General features: G+C 47.1%; 9 protein-coding genes. 4 read left to right on the top strand and 5 right to left on the bottom strand.

The annotated features are described in order from the left end of the window. The first annotated feature begins 4 nt into the window (after window positions 1–4). Window positions 5–3,097: an efflux RND transporter permease subunit gene (locus tag L1D44_RS05075; protein WP_239889088.1), complete on the top strand. Its 3,093-nt coding sequence runs from the start codon at window positions 5–7 to the stop codon at window positions 3,095–3,097. On the opposite strand, the gene L1D44_RS05070 is transcribed toward L1D44_RS05075, so the two are convergent. Continuing rightward, window positions 3,045–3,299, bottom strand: a complete 255-nt coding sequence (locus L1D44_RS05070; RefSeq protein WP_239889087.1) for a DUF465 domain-containing protein — start codon at window positions 3,297–3,299, stop codon at window positions 3,045–3,047. The genes L1D44_RS05075 and L1D44_RS05070 overlap by 53 nt on opposite strands. A 291-nt stretch (window positions 3,300–3,590) precedes the next feature. On the opposite strand from L1D44_RS05070, the gene L1D44_RS05065 reads away from it, so the two are divergent. Both L1D44_RS05065 and L1D44_RS05060 read left to right on the top strand, forming a co-directional pair. Further along, window positions 3,591–5,594 (top strand): methyl-accepting chemotaxis protein, encoded by a 2,004-nt coding sequence (locus L1D44_RS05065; protein ID WP_239889086.1) that lies wholly within the window; start codon window positions 3,591–3,593, stop codon window positions 5,592–5,594. Window positions 5,595–5,805: 211 nt separating this feature from the next. After that, on the top strand, window positions 5,806–6,378 hold the full coding sequence (locus L1D44_RS05060) for a hypothetical protein (RefSeq protein ID WP_239889085.1): 573 nt from the start codon (window positions 5,806–5,808) through the stop codon (window positions 6,376–6,378). Window positions 6,379–6,903: 525 nt separating this feature from the next. Here L1D44_RS05060 and cydX read toward each other — a convergent pair. The 4 genes from cydX to purL form a co-directional block, all read right to left on the bottom strand. Continuing rightward, window positions 6,904–7,020 (bottom strand): cytochrome bd-I oxidase subunit CydX, encoded by a 117-nt coding sequence (gene cydX / locus L1D44_RS05055; RefSeq protein WP_239889084.1) that lies wholly within the window; start codon window positions 7,018–7,020, stop codon window positions 6,904–6,906. Window positions 7,021–7,035: 15 nt separating this feature from the next. Beyond that, on the bottom strand, window positions 7,036–8,175 hold the full coding sequence (gene cydB, locus L1D44_RS05050) for a cytochrome d ubiquinol oxidase subunit II (protein ID WP_239889083.1): 1,140 nt from the start codon (window positions 8,173–8,175) through the stop codon (window positions 7,036–7,038). Between the two features lie 15 nt (window positions 8,176–8,190). Next, window positions 8,191–9,747, bottom strand: a complete 1,557-nt coding sequence (locus L1D44_RS05045; RefSeq protein ID WP_239889082.1) for a cytochrome ubiquinol oxidase subunit I — start codon at window positions 9,745–9,747, stop codon at window positions 8,191–8,193. A gap of 1,202 nt (window positions 9,748–10,949) precedes the next feature. Continuing rightward, a complete protein-coding gene (gene purL, locus L1D44_RS05040; RefSeq protein ID WP_239889159.1) occupies window positions 10,950–14,831 on the bottom strand; it encodes a phosphoribosylformylglycinamidine synthase in 3,882 nt (1,293 codons plus the stop codon). 307 nt (window positions 14,832–15,138) lie between these two features. Here purL and mltF point away from each other — a divergent pair, with 307 nt between their 5' ends. After that, window positions 15,139–16,566: a membrane-bound lytic murein transglycosylase MltF gene (mltF, locus tag L1D44_RS05035; protein WP_239889081.1), complete on the top strand. Its 1,428-nt coding sequence runs from the start codon at window positions 15,139–15,141 to the stop codon at window positions 16,564–16,566. Window positions 16,567–16,568 lie beyond the last annotated feature (2 nt).

Below are 16,568 nucleotides of genomic sequence, written 5' to 3'. Positions count from 1 at the left end.
AGAGATGGTTAAGTCATTAGTGGAAAACGGCCGTCTGATAAGCTTGGTGATAGCCCTGCTGATCGTTGCAGGTTTTGGCGCGATATCCAGCCTTCCACGTATGGAAGATCCTGAGATCACTAATCGCTTTGCCTCGGTGATCACTCACTACCCAGGCGCCTCGGCTGAGCGAGTCGAAGCCTTGGTCACCGAGGTGCTTGAGAGCGAGCTTAGGCGTCTCGAAGAGTTAAAGCTGGTGCAATCAACCTCTAGGCCAGGGATCTCCGTTATCCAGCTAGAGTTAAAAGATGATGTCACCGACACAGCCCCAGTGTGGTCCAGAGCCAGAGATCTGATAGCCGATACTAAAGGCCTATTACCACCTTCGTCGCAAAACTCGACATTAGATGACCAACTCGGTTATGCCAACACCGCCATTCTCGCCGTTGCTTGGCGCGGCGGTGGCGTTGTGCGTACCGACATGTTGAATCGCTATGCCAAAGAGCTACAGAGTCGGCTTCGGCTACTCAGTGGTACCGACTTCGTTAGCCTTTACGGCCAACCCGCAGAAGAGATCTTGGTCCAGCTCGATGGCAACAAAGTCAATCAACTTGGGCTATCGGCACAAACTATTGCACAGATCCTGCAAAATGCAGACGCCAAGGTCTCCGCCGGCGAGATCAACAATGATGACTTTCGTGCGCTCGTAGAAGTATCGGGAGAGCTCGACTCTATTAGCCGAATAAGCCAAGTTCCGCTAAAAGTCACCGCCAACGGCCAGATTATTCGCCTAGCCGATATCGCTGCCATTAGCCGCCAGCCAAAAGAGCCGGCTAACAGCATGGCTGTTATCGAACAGCAGCAGGGTGTGATGGTTGCAGCGAGAATGCTCAGTAATACTCGAGTGGATCTCTGGCTTAAGCAGGTCAGACACGCTGTCGATGAGCTACAAGCAAGCGTTCCTGCCAACATCGAAATTCAGTGGCTGTTCGACCAAGAGGGTTACACCACACAAAGGCTTAGTAATTTGATCGGCAGCTTATTACTGGGGTTTGTGATCATCTTAGCCGTATTGATGCTGACCCTAGGCCTGAGAAATGCCGTTATCGTATCACTGTCTTTACCGCTAACCGCGCTATTCACCTTAGCCTGCATGAAATATATCGGCCTGCCTATCCATCAGATGTCGGTCACAGGTCTAGTAGTTGCCTTAGGGATCATGGTCGATAACGCCATTGTGATCGTCGATGCCATCTCTCAGCGTCGTCAAAGAGGGATGAATAGACTCGATGCGGTGAAGCAGACCCTTGAGCACCTCTGGCTCCCCCTAGCTGGCTCAACCATTACCACCATGCTCGCCTTTGCGCCAATTGTATTGATGCCGGGTGCTGCGGGAGAGTTTGTTGGCGGCATCGCTATCTCGGTGATGTTTGCGCTATTAGGCTCATTTATCATTTCGCACACCCTCATTGCCGGGCTCGCCGGGCGCTTTGGTGTCGATGGTAAAGGCACACATTGGTACCATCACGGCGTCAACTTGCCCCTAATGAGTAACGCCTTTAGAAAAACACTCGCCCTTGCCCTGTCTCGCCCGCTCATTACTGCCATTGTCATTGGTGTGTTACCTGTTATGGGCTTTATTGCCGCAGGTAAGATGACCGAGCAATTTTTCCCGCCTTCTGACAGAGACATGTTCCAAATAGAGGTCTACCTCGCGCCTCATGCCAGCATTGAGAAGACTAAGTTACAGGTAGACTTGATAGATAGTCACCTGCGAGCCGTAGCAGGTATAAATCGTATCGACTGGGTCGTTGGCGGCAATGCTCCCTCTTTTTACTACAACCTACTTCAACGTCAACAAGGTGCCAGCAATTACGCTCAAGCGATGGTGAAAGTCGATGATTTTGCCACAGCCAATAGACTCATTCCCCAGTTGCAGGTTGAGTTGGATAAAACCTACCCTGATGCGCAAATCATAGTACGTAAGCTGGAGCAAGGCCCGCCCTTCAACGCTCCGGTTGAGGTGCGGATCTTTGGTCCCAACCTAGATCAACTCAAGCTACTTGGCGAGCAGGTACGTAAGGTATTATCTGACACCCAAGATGTAATCCATACCCGCGCGACCCTTAGTGCGGGCGCGCCTAAGGTTTGGCTGCAGATAAATGAAGACGCCAGTCTGATGAGCGGGCTGAGTTTAACCGATATCGCTAAGCAGGTAGAAATGGCGACCACAGGCATTAATGGTGGTAGTGTTTTAGAGCAGACAGAATCTCTCCCCGTTCGAGTAAGGCTTAGCGATAGCACCCGCGAAGAGCAAACGAAACTGTCTGCAATCACCCTTATCTCAAGCCAAGGCAAGGGGATCCCACTATCGGCTATCTCCACCAGCGAAATAGAGGTTAGCCGCGGCGCAATTCCGAGGCGAGATGGGCAGCGCGTCAATACAATTGAAGCCTATATCACCTCGGGAGTGCTACCCCAAACGGTAGTCGACAGTGCCAGTGCGGCGCTGGCTGGCATCCAACTCCCTAGCGGTTATCGCATTGAACTTGGCGGCGAAAGTGCTAAACGCAACGAGGCTGTAGGTAATCTAATGTCTAATCTGGTGCTAGTGGTGACCCTATTGCTGGCCACAGTTGTATTGTCTTTTAACTCATTTAGGCTCACTGGCATTATTTTGTTTAGCGCGTTGCAATCGGCAGGGCTTGGCTTGCTTGCAGTCTATAGCTTTGGTTATCCGTTTGGCTTTACCGTGATTATCGGTTTACTTGGATTGATGGGATTAGCGATTAACGCCGCCATTGTCATTTTGGCGGAGCTTGAAGAGGCACCAGAAACGCGCACCGGTGATGTTAACAAGATTGTAGAGCTAGTCACGAGCTGCGGCCGGCATATCGGCTCAACCACCATAACCACCATAGGTGGCTTCCTGCCTTTAATTATTGCCGGAGGCGGATTCTGGCCTCCCTTTGCAATAGCGATTGCAGGCGGAACTCTACTCACAACCTTACTATCGCTAGTTTGGGTGCCAACCATGTATCACTTAACGATGGGAGCGAAAAAAACTAGCTCGGCAATTTTGAGTGGGCAACTAGCAACTGATACAGCTGATCTTTAAGCGCTGCCCGCTCGGCCTTTAATTCGAGGAAGTGTTCATCACTGATGGGCACTTCATTGCTTTCTAAGCCTCGAATTTGATGATCGAGTTGATGATAGCGTTTTGCCATTTTACAAAATGTACTATTGGTCGATTTAAGCTCAATAATTGCGGCTAAATACTCAGGAAACTCTTGGGTTAATAGATGATTCTCACCCAACATAATACCTCTCCTTATCATTCTAACCTGCCAGAGTTGCACCGCTTTAGCACTAAGGCTTAAAGGCACTCACACTATGGCCGACAACGATTCTTCTATTATCGCTATTCATTTCATACTTAGCTACAAATACCGCTCAATTTTCGAACGCACTGTTATTTTAAAGTCTCATCCCGTCAAATCTAAACCAATTTTCATTGAGTCTGTTCTAAAGGTTGCCAATTTGACATTGGTCAACCCTTTTATTTTTGATATCAATTACATTGTAGCAACCTTAGGCAAACTTAAATTAATATGAATTATAAGAATTGGCCAATAGCCAAACAAATAGGCTTGCTCGCTTTAGTCCTCACCGTGCTCGTTTTTGGTGTTCTTGGTTGCATATCCTACTTAACCGCCTCCGATGTCCTGAGAGATAAAGGGATCAGCGCGATGCAGGCGCAAACTGAAGGCACAGCAGATTTAATTGAGCTGCAATTTGAAAGTCTGCAATCACTGGCAGAGCGTAATGCCGATGTATTTCGCGCCATGTACCCTGGTGATTTCTATAAACCCAATAAGACCGTCAGAGTGATGGGGGTTGATACCCCTGCACTAAGGCATAATAAAGAGCAGATCAACGCCTCAAAAAGTAAGGTCGACCGCTACTCTAACCTCACTGGCGGCAACGCTACCGTATTCGTTCGCGATGGTGATAATTTCATCCGGATCGCCACCTCGCTAAAGAAAGCCGATGGCAAACGGGCGCTGAGCACCTATCTAGATAAAGATCATCCAGCTTACCGCGCTCTAATTCAGGGCAATAGCTACGAAGGCTATGCACAGCTATTTGGTAAAGACTATATGACCATCTACCGCCCAATTAAAGACAGCGGCGGTGAGACTATTGGGATCATGTATATCGGTTTCGATATTAGCAGCTCGCTCAAGCAATTACGTGAAGCGATTAATAAGCTGCAACTTGAAGAGTCAGGCAGTTATCTGCTGGTGCGTAAATCAGATTTAACCATTATCGCTCATCCACAGCACCAAGCGGGAGGTAAGCTCACCTCAGAAATGCTGAATGGAATAAGTATTGAGCAAGCACTCACCCATCAAGGCTCTTGGGAATACAGTGATAACCTAGGTAAAAAAGCGTATGCCTACAGCATCAATATTCCTGGTTGGAATTGGGCGCTTATCGGCCAAGTCGATGCCGCAGAGCTAAATGAAGAGAGTGTCACTCTGCTTAATATCAATATGGCAGTATCTGTGATCGGCATGATAGTGATCACCCTGTTACTGTCGCAGGTGTTGATACGCTCACTTAGACCACTTGGCTGTTTGCAAGGCCAGTTAGAGAAACTGGGAGCTGGTGATCTTTCCCAAAGCTTCGCTTCAATCGATGCGCACAGTAAGAATGAGGTGGATCTGATCACTAATAGTACCTCAAAGATGGCCGCTAACTTAAGGGAGCTCATCTTGGCGCTGCAGCAATCTGTTACGGCACTGCAAACTCATTCTAGCCACACTCAAGAAACCGCTCGCCTTAATGGCGAAGAAGCACAATCTTTGATGGCACAGACCGACCAAATTGCAACGGCGATCGAAGAGATGTCTGCCTCTGTTCGAGATGTAGCTAACCATGCCAGTGAAGGCGCGACCATGAGCCAACGGGTAGATGATGCCGCTAAAGGAGGTCAGACGAACTTAAACGATCTGGTCAACGGTCTACAAAGCCTGAGTAGCCAGCTAACCGACAGTCACAAGAGTGTCGAAATCGTCAATAAAGAGAGTCAAGCGATTAGTCAGGTCACCGAGGTGATTAACAGCATTGCCGAGCAGACCAACCTCCTCGCCCTTAACGCAGCAATTGAAGCAGCAAGAGCGGGTGAGCAAGGCCGCGGATTTGCGGTGGTCGCCGATGAGGTACGTACACTGGCGCAGCGAACCCAGAGCTCTATCGCCGAGATCTCGCAGACCATCACTCAATTGCAATCTCAAGTAAAACTGACTGCAGCTCAGATGAACCAGAGTAATGAACTGGGGGATGCGTCTGCAGCCCAAGGCAACGAGGCCATCTCTCAGCTAATCGAGATCAACAGCAGTATCGCAGAGCTAGCTACAACCTCCAGCAGCATTGCCAGCGCAACCGAGCAACAGAGCGCGGTAGCAGAGGAGATCACCCGTAATCTGCATCAGATCACCGAGCTTGCCAGAGATGGCGAGCAGCGTGCTGGTGAGAGTGTCGACTCGGCGGAAAGCTTAGCCACAATCGCTAATGAGATTAACGCTAAGATAAGCGTGTTTAAGGCTTAGCCACAACTCAATATGCTTAGACTAAAAGCAACAGCCAATGGCTGTTGCTTTTTTAATTCAAAAATAAGGTATACAGCTGATTTTAATGAATTAATATTTAAACCGCTATCCATGCTGCTGAACCTGATTTTATAATACGCACCGCTTTTTACTAAACCGCACCACTTTTCATTTTCCTGTTATTGGTAGAACACAGGTATAAAGAGAAAATATGTTACGTCACCTATTATTCGCGTCACTTTTTATCGTCATGGCGGGCTGTGCTAGCCCACAAAATAACACTGTCGAGGGTAAGACCTTACTTATTATCGCCGGTGAAGGCCTCAACACTGTCTACGAAACTAGTCCTGCCGCTAACGGCTTTCTATTTGAAGTCGGTAGCACCTTTGCAACAGAGCTTGGAAAAAAGCTTGAGGAGTTTGGTTTCGAGTCTTACCTGTTTGTCAGTAAAGATTCGGACACCTTCAATCAGCAGTATCAACGCGCCGTAAACAGCTTAATGACCGATGGCACCATCGATGGTGTTGCCGAAATTAAAGTGCTGCACAGCAAAAATAACAAGGTCAATGAAATAGCACTCTATGCAACTTACTTTACCACTGACCCTTTCACAAAAGGCTGCGATCTGCGCACCTCTAAAAACTGCTATAGCGTCAAGCTACTCGATAAGATCGGCGTTCGAAAACACTTAATCGTTGACCAAGCCACGGAAAGCTTTAATGACACGCCTGTCTCTGAGATGGTGACCGATACCGCACTGTTTATCTATCGCGCCGAACTGTAACCTGTTGCAATGCTAATCTTGCGCTAGGCTTCTAAAGAGGCCTAGTCAAAGCGATCCTGTCCGCTAACTCTTACCGTCTCTTACCGTCTCTTACCATCTCTTACCGTCTCTTACCGTCTCTTACCGTCTCTTACCGTCTCTTACCGTCTCTTACCGTCTCTTACCGTCTAGCACTATCATTAAAACCTTGATGGGCTAAAGCCCAACCTACAATAAACAGCAACGGCATTTCCTAGAGTCTGGAACCTTCTTTATTAGCTTTTCCTAGAAGCGAAGCGCTCTCGAAGTGGCAAAGCCACGCCCTCGTTACTAGAAGCGAAGCGATCTTCTTTTCCGTAAGCAAAGCGTTCCGTAAGGCCGCGGGGCGCTCGGCTTTCACGTATTAGCCTGTACCGTCTTTGCTCTTCCTAGCACCTGCTTTCCTAGCACCTGCTTTCCTAGGACCTCGTCCCTGCTTTTACCTTCTTTAAACAAAAAGCCCCGCTATTGCGGGGCTTTCATTTAAACCTATCTACTGGCTAAAGACTAATCTTCGCTTTCAGCTTCACGGTCCATGTTCTCAGTTGTTTCAAGCCATAGGGCGTTGATGATACCGAAAGAACAGGCTAACAATACGCCTAAAATCCACGAGAAATACCACATAATCTAGGCTCCTTATTAGTAAAGTGAGGTCTTGTTCTTTTCGATGAAGTCGCGCGATAGACGACCAAACATCTTCAAGTAAGTCCAAACCGTGTAGCTAAGTACGATAGGTACGAAGATAATCGCAGCCCATGTCATAACTGTTAGTGACATCTGGCTCGCAGTCGAATCCCACATAGTCAAACTCACGTTTGGCTCTAGTGAAGATGGCATAACGAATGGGAACATAGCTGCACCACAAGTTAAAATAACAGCGGCAATACCTAGTGAGCTAAAGAAGAACGCAAAACCACTGCGATTCATACGGCTAGATAGCAATACTAGGATTGGCATTAGCAGACCAAGTACAGGGAATAGCATAGTCACTGGATACTTGTCATAGTTAACTAACCAAGCACCGGCCTCAACCGCAACCGTCTTAAGGGTTGGGTCAGAGATACCATGAGTATCGATAGCTGAGGTAATCACGTAACCATCGATACCATTAACTAGCCATACACCCGCAGCGCCAAACAGTACGAATAGTGCTACCGCTAGCAACTGAGAGATCTTAGTTGCACGAACACGTAACTCGCCTTCTGTCTTCATCTGTAGCCATGTCGCGCCTTGTAGCATAAACATGCTAACGCACACTAGACCAGCCAATAGACCAAATGGATTCAACAGGCCGAAGAAACCGCCGTGGTATGTCGCACGTAGGTACTCATCAAAGTTAAATGGTACACCTTGAAGCAAGTTACCGAATGCCACACCAATGATCAGTGGTGGAACGAAGCCACCAACGAACAGTGCCCAGTCCCAAGACTTACGCCATCTTGGATCTTCAATCTTTGAACGGTAGTCAAAGCCTACAGGACGCAAGAACAATGCAAACAGCGTTAGCATCATCGCGATGTAGAACCCTGAGAACGACACACCGTAGACCATAGGCCAAGCAGCGAACAATGCACCACCAGCAGTGATCAACCAAACTTGGTTACCGTCCCAGTGTGGTGCAATTGAGTTAATCATAATACGACGTTCAGTATCGTCTTTACCGATAATCGGTAATAACGCACCAACCCCCATATCGAAGCCATCAGTGACAGCGAATCCGATGAAAAGCACACCAATTAGTGCCCACCAGACAAATCTTAATATTTCGTAATCAAACATAATCAGATCTCCTGTTTAGGCATCAAGCTTTTCAAAGTGATAACGACCCGTTTTTAGACAGCTTGGGCCAATACGTGCAAACTTAATCATTAGATAAAGTTCAATCACTAGCAAGATGGTATAGAACAGCGTGATAGAAACGATACTGAACATTAAGTCGCCAACCGATAGGCTAGAGGCTGACATGAATGTCGGTAACACTTCTGAAATTGTCCAAGGCTGGCGACCATACTCAGCAACGAACCAACCACATTCAATGGCAATCCACGGTAGTGGTAAGCTATAAAGTGCCGCTTTAAGAACCCATGGTTTCTCGTCGATTTGATGACGCGTGCTCTGCCAGAAAGCTGCTGCAAACACGAATAACATGATCATGCCCGTACCAACCATCACACGGAAGGTCCAGAACATCGGCGCTACGTTTGGAATAGAATCATTAGCTGCCGCTTTGATCTGCTCATCTGTTGCATCAACCACTTTATCGGTATAACGCTTAAGCAGTAGGCCGTAACCTAGGTCAACTTTCGCTTCTTCAAATGCCGCGCGAATTTCAGGTGTTTCTTCACCCGCACGCAGCTTTTCAAGTAAACCGTAAGCCACCATACCGTTACGAATACGCACTTCGTGCTCATCAATCAGATCTTTAATACCGGTAACTTGCTCATCGAGTGAACGAGTCGCAATAATCCCCATTGCATAAGGAATTTTCACCGCAAAGTCTGTTTCTTGTGTTTCTTGATTAGGGAAACCGACTGCAGTAAATGCCGCTGGAGCTGGCTCTGTGTGCCATTCAGCTTCAATTGCCGCTAGCTTAACGCGCTGTACTTCACCTACCTTATAGCCTGATTCGTCACCAAGAACGATTACAGACAGAATCGATGCCATACCAAAGCTTGCCGCGATCGCGAATGAGCGACGAGCGAACGGTAAGTCACGCTTCTTAAGGATATAGTAAGAACTGATAGCAAGAACGAACATCGCACCGGCTACATAACCCGATGCCACAGTGTGAACGAACTTCACCTGAGCCACTGGGTTAAATAGTACGTCTGCGAAGCTTGTCATCTCCATACGCATGGTTTCGTAGTTAAATACACTACCCACTGGGTTTTGCATCCAACCGTTCGCCACTAGGATCCACAATGCTGACATGTTAGAACCAATCGCAACTAACCAAGTCACCGCTAAATGCTGGCGCTTGCTGAAACGGTCCCAACCGAAGAAGAACATACCCACTAAGGTAGATTCTAAGAAGAATGCCATTAGGCCTTCAATAGCGAGTGGAGCACCAAAGATGTCACCTACGTAATGCGAATAGTATGACCAGTTTGTTCCGAACTGGAACTCCATCGCCAAACCTGTTGCAACGCCAAGTGCAAAGTTGATACCGAATAACTTACCCCAGAACTTGGTCATATCTTTATAGATCTGCTTATTGGTCATCACATAGAGTGATTCCATAATGGCTAGCAAGAATGCTAACCCCAAGGTCAAGGGAACAAATAGGAAGTGATACATGGCCGTCATCGCAAACTGAAAACGCGACAGCTCAACAACCTCTTCTAAAATCATTTGTGACTCCTTAGGTGGTGCGTCAAATCACTATCGTTAGATCCCCATCAACGAGAGTGATTGCCTATATAGGAATAATAATGCAGTAAATATAGTCGAATTTTATTAACAAAAAGTCGACTAAACCGCGTTTCATTGTTTAATTCATAAATTTTGTAATTTAAAGCCTAAAACCCTAGCAAAAAACCGCTTGCCCTCACGTTTCAATAGACTTCTGCGACACCTGTCTCAAATATGCAGATAAAAAACAAACAAATTAGTTAATATCAGTCACTTGCAATAAGAAACAGAGCTGTCCACCGGGATTTTATAACATTCAAAATTGATTCAAATCAATCAATCCATTCGGTTTCAATGGGTTTTGGGGGGCAGCACACAGTTCCATATATCGCGCGATTGACAACACAATACACCTATGATAGGAGAGCTGTTTTTTTAGACAAAAGCACTTTTTTAAGCTGTTAAATAAAAATATCAGTATAAAGTTGGCAAAAGCCCAATTGTTAACAACTTTAGCAACAGTATTCATAGTGCAAACTAATCTACTTCAAAATACAAAAAAACCATAAAAACATAGCTTACAACAACTTATGAAAAATCATCTTCAGAAACGAAGGTTGAAAATGTTTTATCGGATTAGATTTAATAATGTCAAAATACAATTTTTCTCGTTTGATGAAAAACTAACATTCGCCTAAAATGTGCACCAAGTTAAGGAGATGGTCTGGCTAACCCGGTGAAGTAGCCCGGTAAAGACTCACTCCGCTTAAATCATCAATCTTTGTGGAGATACCATTATGACAAAATTATTCGAGCGTCTAGTTGTTAGCTATCAGCGTGTTTTCGTTGAACTTTATACATCTAGAGAGCTGTAAATATAGTTTCTAATGCAAGATTTATCTTGAAGTTTTGTTAGCGCAAAGCGGCCCTCCTTAGTAATAAGGAGGGCTTTTTTATAACTACACCTTTTTAAAACCACATTCGTCACTCCTGCATTAAAATTAGTAATAACACTGTGTTCTCAATAAACTCTAAACATCACGGTCAAAAGCTTTTTATTTAGTATTACATGTAGCACTAAATAAAGATTAATCTATTGTTTCTTAATAGTTTTAGCGATACTAAATTTAAAGCAAAAAAAAGCCCCTACAATTTAGGGGCTTTTTAGTGAAGCTTTTGTGAGTAATTAAGCGTTTAGCTAATTAGCCAACCGACTTTCTCACGTTACGGAACATTCTCATCCAAGGGCTATCCTCACCCCAAGATTCAGGATGCCATGAGTTAGCAACCGTTCTAAATACACGCTCAGGATGCGGCATCATAATCGTAACTCGACCATCAGTTGAACTCAGTGCCGTAATCGCATTAGGCGAACCGTTAGGGTTCTGCGGGTACTGAGTCGCGATCTGTCCATTACCATCGACATAACGCAGTGCAATCGTACCAGAGGCTTCAGCCGCAGCTAATGCCTGAGGTGTGGCAAACTCAGCGCGACCTTCACCATGTGATACCGCGATAGGCATACGTGAGCCTTCCATGCCTTGGAAGAACAATGATGGACTCTTCTGCACTTCTACTAGGCTAAAACGTGCTTCGAAGCGCTCAGAGCGGTTACGCACGAAATGTGGCCACAACTCGGTACCTGGAATGATGTCTTTTAAGTTAGACAGCATCTGACAACCGTTACACACGCCAAGCGAGAAGCTGTCTTTACGCTCGAAGAACTGACTAAACTGCTCGCGAGCACGATCATTAAACAGAATCGACTTCGCCCAGCCCTCACCCGCGCCCAGTACGTCACCATATGAGAAACCACCACAAGCCACTAAGCCTTGGAACTCTTCTAAGCTAATACGGCCACTGAGAATGTCGCTCATGTGCACATCCGTAGACTCAAAACCAGCACGGTCAAATGCCGCTGCCATCTCGATGTGTGAGTTCACGCCCTGCTCACGCAAGATAGCCATCTTAGGCGCAGCGCCTTTTAGGATATAAGGCGCGGCCACGTCATCACTTGGGTCAAAACTCAAGTCAACTGTCAGGCCAAGATCGTTAGTGTCCTGCTTAAGCTCGAACTCTTCTTTTGCACACTCGGGGTTATCACGTAGTGCCTGCATGCGATAAGTGGTCTCAGCCCAAATCGTACGTAGTGAAGTACGTGTTTCGGTTAAGACTTCACGTGCGCCGTCAAAGATGGCGATGGTATCAGCGTCAGTCAACTCTGCGACCTTGTGGCAAGGTACGCCTGCTGCAGCAAACTTTTCGCTGATCAGTGCAGCGTCTTGACGACGAACCTGAATCACCGCACCAAGCTCTTCGTTAAACAGACGCTCAATGTCAGTGCCACTTAGTGCACTCAGATCGATGTTCAAACCTGTATGACCTGCAAACGCCATTTCAACTAATGTGGTGTATAGGCCACCGTCGCTTCTGTCGTGGTAAGCAATAATCGACTTGTCGGCAATCATTGGCTGAATGGTTTCAAAGAAACCTTTCAAGGTCGCCGAGTTATCCAGATCCGGGGCAATATCGCCGAGCTCACTGTAAACCTGCGCTAAACAAGAGCCGCCTAGGCGGTTCTTACCCAGACCAAGATCAAGCAATAACAAGTCAGTTTCGCCTTTATCGCTGCGAAGCTCAGGCGTTACCGTGTTACGCACATCTTGCACCACACCAAATGCGGTGATCACAAGCGACATTGGCGAGGTCACGGTTTTCTGTACGCCGTTCTCTTCCCAAGCGGTCTTCATTGACATTGAGTCTTTACCCACTGGAATGGTTAGCGACAAGTCAGGACATAGCTCTTCACCGATAGCTTTTACTGCTTCGTAAAGACCCGCATCTTCACCAGGATGGCCCGCAGGAGACATCCAGTTTGCAGATAGCTTAATACGCTTAAATGAACCAATATCGGTACCGGCGATGTTCATGATTGACTCGGCAACCGCCATACGTGCCGATGCGCCGAAATCCAGTAATGCGAGCGGCGTACGCTCACCCATAGACATGGCTTCACCCGTGTAAGAATCGTAGCTCGACGCCGTTACCGCACAATCAGCCACTGGTACCTGCCAAGGACCAACCATTTGGTCTCGGTTAACTAGACCTGTTACGGTTCTGTCACCAATGGTAATAAGGAACGTCTTCTCGGCAATCGTAGGCAAACGCAGTAGACGATGCGCCGCTTCTTTAACTTCAATGCCAGACTGTTCCAGTGCCGCAGAGTTAGCCTTAGCACTGACCACATCGCGGCTCATCTTAGGCGCTTTACCCAGTAATACTTCTAGTGGTAGATCGATTGGGTGATTTTCAAAGTGCTCATCACTTAAAACCAGTTCTTTCTCTTCTGTTGCGACACCGACAACGGCAAATGGAGCGCGCTCACGCTGACAAATCTGGGTGAATAGCTCCATGTTTTCTGGCGCAATCGACATCACATAACGCTCTTGCGACTCGTTACACCAGATCTCTAGTGGACTCATGCCTGGCTCATCAGACGGCACTCGACGTAGCTCAAACTTACCGCCACGGTTGCCATCGTCAACAAGCTCAGGGAAGGCGTTAGATAATCCGCCCGCGCCCACATCGTGAATAAACTGAATCGGGTTAGCTTCACCCATCTGCCAGCAGCGGTCGATAACCTCTTGGCAACGGCGCTCCATTTCAGGGTTTTCACGCTGCACAGAAGCAAAGTCTAAGTCTTCGCTCGACTGCCCAGAGGCCATAGATGATGCTGCGCCGCCGCCCAAGCCGATGTTCATCGCAGGGCCGCCAAGCACGACTAGCTTAGCGCCAACGGTGATTTCACCTTTTTGTACGTGCTCCTCGCGGATATTACCCAGACCACCAGCCAACATGATTGGCTTGTGATAACCGCGGACTTCGACGCCGTTGTGGCTATTAACTTCCTGCTCATAGGTACGGAAGTAACCCAGTAGTGCTGGACGACCAAATTCATTGTTGAATGCTGCGCCACCTAATGGCCCTTCGGTCATGATATCAAGTGCAGTTACGATGCGATCGGGTTTGCCGTAATCACCTTCCCATGGCTGAACAAAGCCTGGGATCTTAAGGTTAGATACGCTAAAGCCTGTTAGACCCGCCTTTGGCTTAGAACCGCGGCCTGTCGCACCTTCATCACGAATTTCACCACCTGAGCCGGTTGCCGCACCTGGGTATGGACTAATGGCCGTCGGATGGTTATGGGTTTCAACTTTCATTAAGATATGCATTGGCTCTGTGTGGTAGCCATATACACCATCTTGTTTCGGGAAGAAGCGGCCGGCTGTAGAGCCGGTCATGACCGCGGCATTATCTTTATAAGCAGATAAAACGTTGTCAGGGGTCTTCTCGAAGGTATTCTTAATCATCTTGAACAGTGATTTTGGCTGAACCTCGCCATCGATAGTCCAATCGGCGTTGAAAATCTTATGACGACAATGTTCAGAGTTCGCCTGGGCAAACATCATCAGCTCCACATCGTGTGGATTACGACCTAAGCGGGTGAAGTTTTCAACTAGGTAGTCAATCTCATCTTCAGCCAACGCCAAACCTAACTGAGTGTTAGCTTGTTCAAGCGCAGCGCGACCTTTACCTAATACATCAACACTGTTAAATTTCGCAGGCTCTGTACGCGCAAATAGCACCCCAGCGTCATCGAAACTCGGTAAAATCACTTCAACCATGCGATCGTGTAATAGTGCCGACAGTGCTTTAGTTTGTTCGCCGCTTAGCTCATCACTCACAACATAGTAGGCAATACCACGCTCTAAACGCTTAACCTTATTCAGACCACAGTTGTGGGCGATATCTGTTGCTTTTGATGACCAAGGAGAGATGGTACCGGGACGGGGTGTAACGAAGTGGAGATGACCTTCTGGCGTGTGCGCTTCGATAGCGGGGCCGTAGGTTAGGATTTTTTCAAGCTGTTGACTTTCTTTTTCATCTAGCGACTCGTTCAAATCGGCTAAATGGATAAACTCGGCATAGATTTGGCGCACTGGCAGTGCGGCCGATTCACAAGCTTGCATAAGCTTCTGTACTCTAAACGCCGAAAGTGCAGGGGCTCCGCGGATGATCTCCATCACGTCTTTTCACCTTATATATTATAATTGCAGGGTCAGATCTGGGCGCTATTATAGGGAAATGTTTGCCACAAATCATCAGCAGTCGCTGTAGAAAACAGTGTTTCCTGTATAGGAAAAAGCGCCCTAAACGCTTTGCCACGACACTAAATAAATTCCAAGCAAAAATCCTGTTTAGGTACATACTCAAACTAAGACCCTCCATCCAAAAGGCAGTTTTTTTGCGGCAATCGAGATTGTGGTATAATCGACAGCTATTTCTTTATATTCTTAATAATTTAAGTTAAGCGCTAACAAAAAATAATCGATGAAAAGACTCTTACTTGCCCTATGTTGTATCACCTTACTGGCTGGCTGCCAGAAGGTTGTCGTGGAGCAAGAAAAAACCACTCCTGCGCCTGAACCGACCGAACTGAGAGTCGGCACACTATATGGCCCTCAGATTTACTTTACCTCAGGCCAAGGGGACTCAGGTTACGACTTTGAGATGGCTCAGCGCTTCGCCGAGTACTTAGAGCTTGATCTCAATATGAAGCCTTTCGCCAATATCAGCGATCTCTATACGGCATTACGTCAGGGAGAAATTGATATTATCGCAGCAGGATTAGCCGATACCCCCGCTAGACGAGAGCAGTTTAGACTTGGTCCACCACTTTACCGTGTTAACCAGATTTTGGTCTATCGCCAAGGTACACCTGTACCTAAAGATATTAATCACCTTAAAGGCGAAATTACCGTTACCACCGACTCTTCATTTGTCGACACCTTAACTGAGCTGCAAAAGTCCAACCCCGATCTGGTGTGGAACCAAGAAAAAGATAAAGACGCCGAAGAGCTATTAACCATGATTGCTGCCGGTGATATTCCCTACACCATTGCCGATTCGACTAGCTTCGATATCAACAGACGCTTTATGCCAGAACTGCGAGAAGGCATAGTGTTAAAGCAAAAACAGCCTGTTGTCTGGTTATTACCACCCAATAACAGCGATAAGCTAATGAGTGAGTTATTGGCATTTTGGCACATAGAGAAACGTAGTGGCACACTTGCCCACCTTAATGAGAAGTACTTTGCCCACGTAGAGCGATTCGATTATGTCGATACCCGCGCCTTTATCCGCGCCATCGATAATAAACTGCCAAAATATCAGGCCACCTTCGAGAAATATGCGGGTGATATCGACTGGCGTAAACTCGCAGCAACCGCATACCAAGAGTCTCATTGGAACCCGAATGCTCGCTCGCCAACGGGTGTGCGTGGTTTAATGATGCTGACCCTACCAACGGCGAAACAGGTCGGTATTAAAAACCGTCTAGATCCTTACCAAAGCATCAAGGGCGGTGCTAAATACCTTAACAGTATGCTTGAGCGACTTCCGGCCTCCATCCCAGAGAGTCAGCGAATGTGGTTTGCCCTCGCCTCCTATAACATTGGCTTAGGTCATGTTGAAGATGCGCGCAAACTGGCACAATCTCAAGGACTCAATCCCAGTGCTTGGCGAGATGTAAAGTCGGTATTGCCGCTACTGCAAAAGCGCAAGTATTACAAGAAAACCCGCTATGGCTATGCCCGGGGCAATGAGGCTGTACATTATGTAGATAATATTCGCCGTTACTACGACACGTTAGTGTGGATCGATAACCAGAATATGCTACTTGAACTGAAGAAAAAGCCACTTCAGACAGCCGAAACGATAGAAGCAAAGACCGAGGTTTCGCAGCCAGAACAACCTTAGAC

The sequence above is a fragment of the Shewanella sp. Isolate13 genome (genome assembly GCF_022398325.1).
Lineage (GTDB): Bacteria > Pseudomonadota > Gammaproteobacteria > Enterobacterales > Shewanellaceae > Shewanella.
This window is presented reverse-complemented; position numbering and strand designations above follow the sequence as displayed.

Bases quoted from the DNA above. Each gene is read 5' to 3' on its own strand.
- L1D44_RS05075 (WP_239889088.1), top strand. From the start codon at position 5: ATGGTTAAGTCATTAGTGGAAAACGGCCGTCTGATAAGCTTGGTGATA.
- L1D44_RS05045 (WP_239889082.1), bottom strand. From the start codon at position 9,747: ATGATTTTAGAAGAGGTTGTTGAGCTGTCGCGTTTTCAGTTTGCGATG.
- cydB (WP_239889083.1), bottom strand. From the start codon at position 8,175: ATGTTTGATTACGAAATATTAAGATTTGTCTGGTGGGCACTAATTGGT.
- L1D44_RS05070 (WP_239889087.1), bottom strand. From the start codon at position 3,299: ATGTTGGGTGAGAATCATCTATTAACCCAAGAGTTTCCTGAGTATTTA.
- purL (WP_239889159.1), bottom strand. From the start codon at position 14,831: ATGGAGATCATCCGCGGAGCCCCTGCACTTTCGGCGTTTAGAGTACAG.
- L1D44_RS05060 (WP_239889085.1), top strand. From the start codon at position 5,806: ATGTTACGTCACCTATTATTCGCGTCACTTTTTATCGTCATGGCGGGC.
- mltF (WP_239889081.1), top strand. From the start codon at position 15,139: ATGAAAAGACTCTTACTTGCCCTATGTTGTATCACCTTACTGGCTGGC.
- L1D44_RS05065 (WP_239889086.1), top strand. From the start codon at position 3,591: ATGAATTATAAGAATTGGCCAATAGCCAAACAAATAGGCTTGCTCGCT.
- cydX (WP_239889084.1), bottom strand. From the start codon at position 7,020: ATGTGGTATTTCTCGTGGATTTTAGGCGTATTGTTAGCCTGTTCTTTC.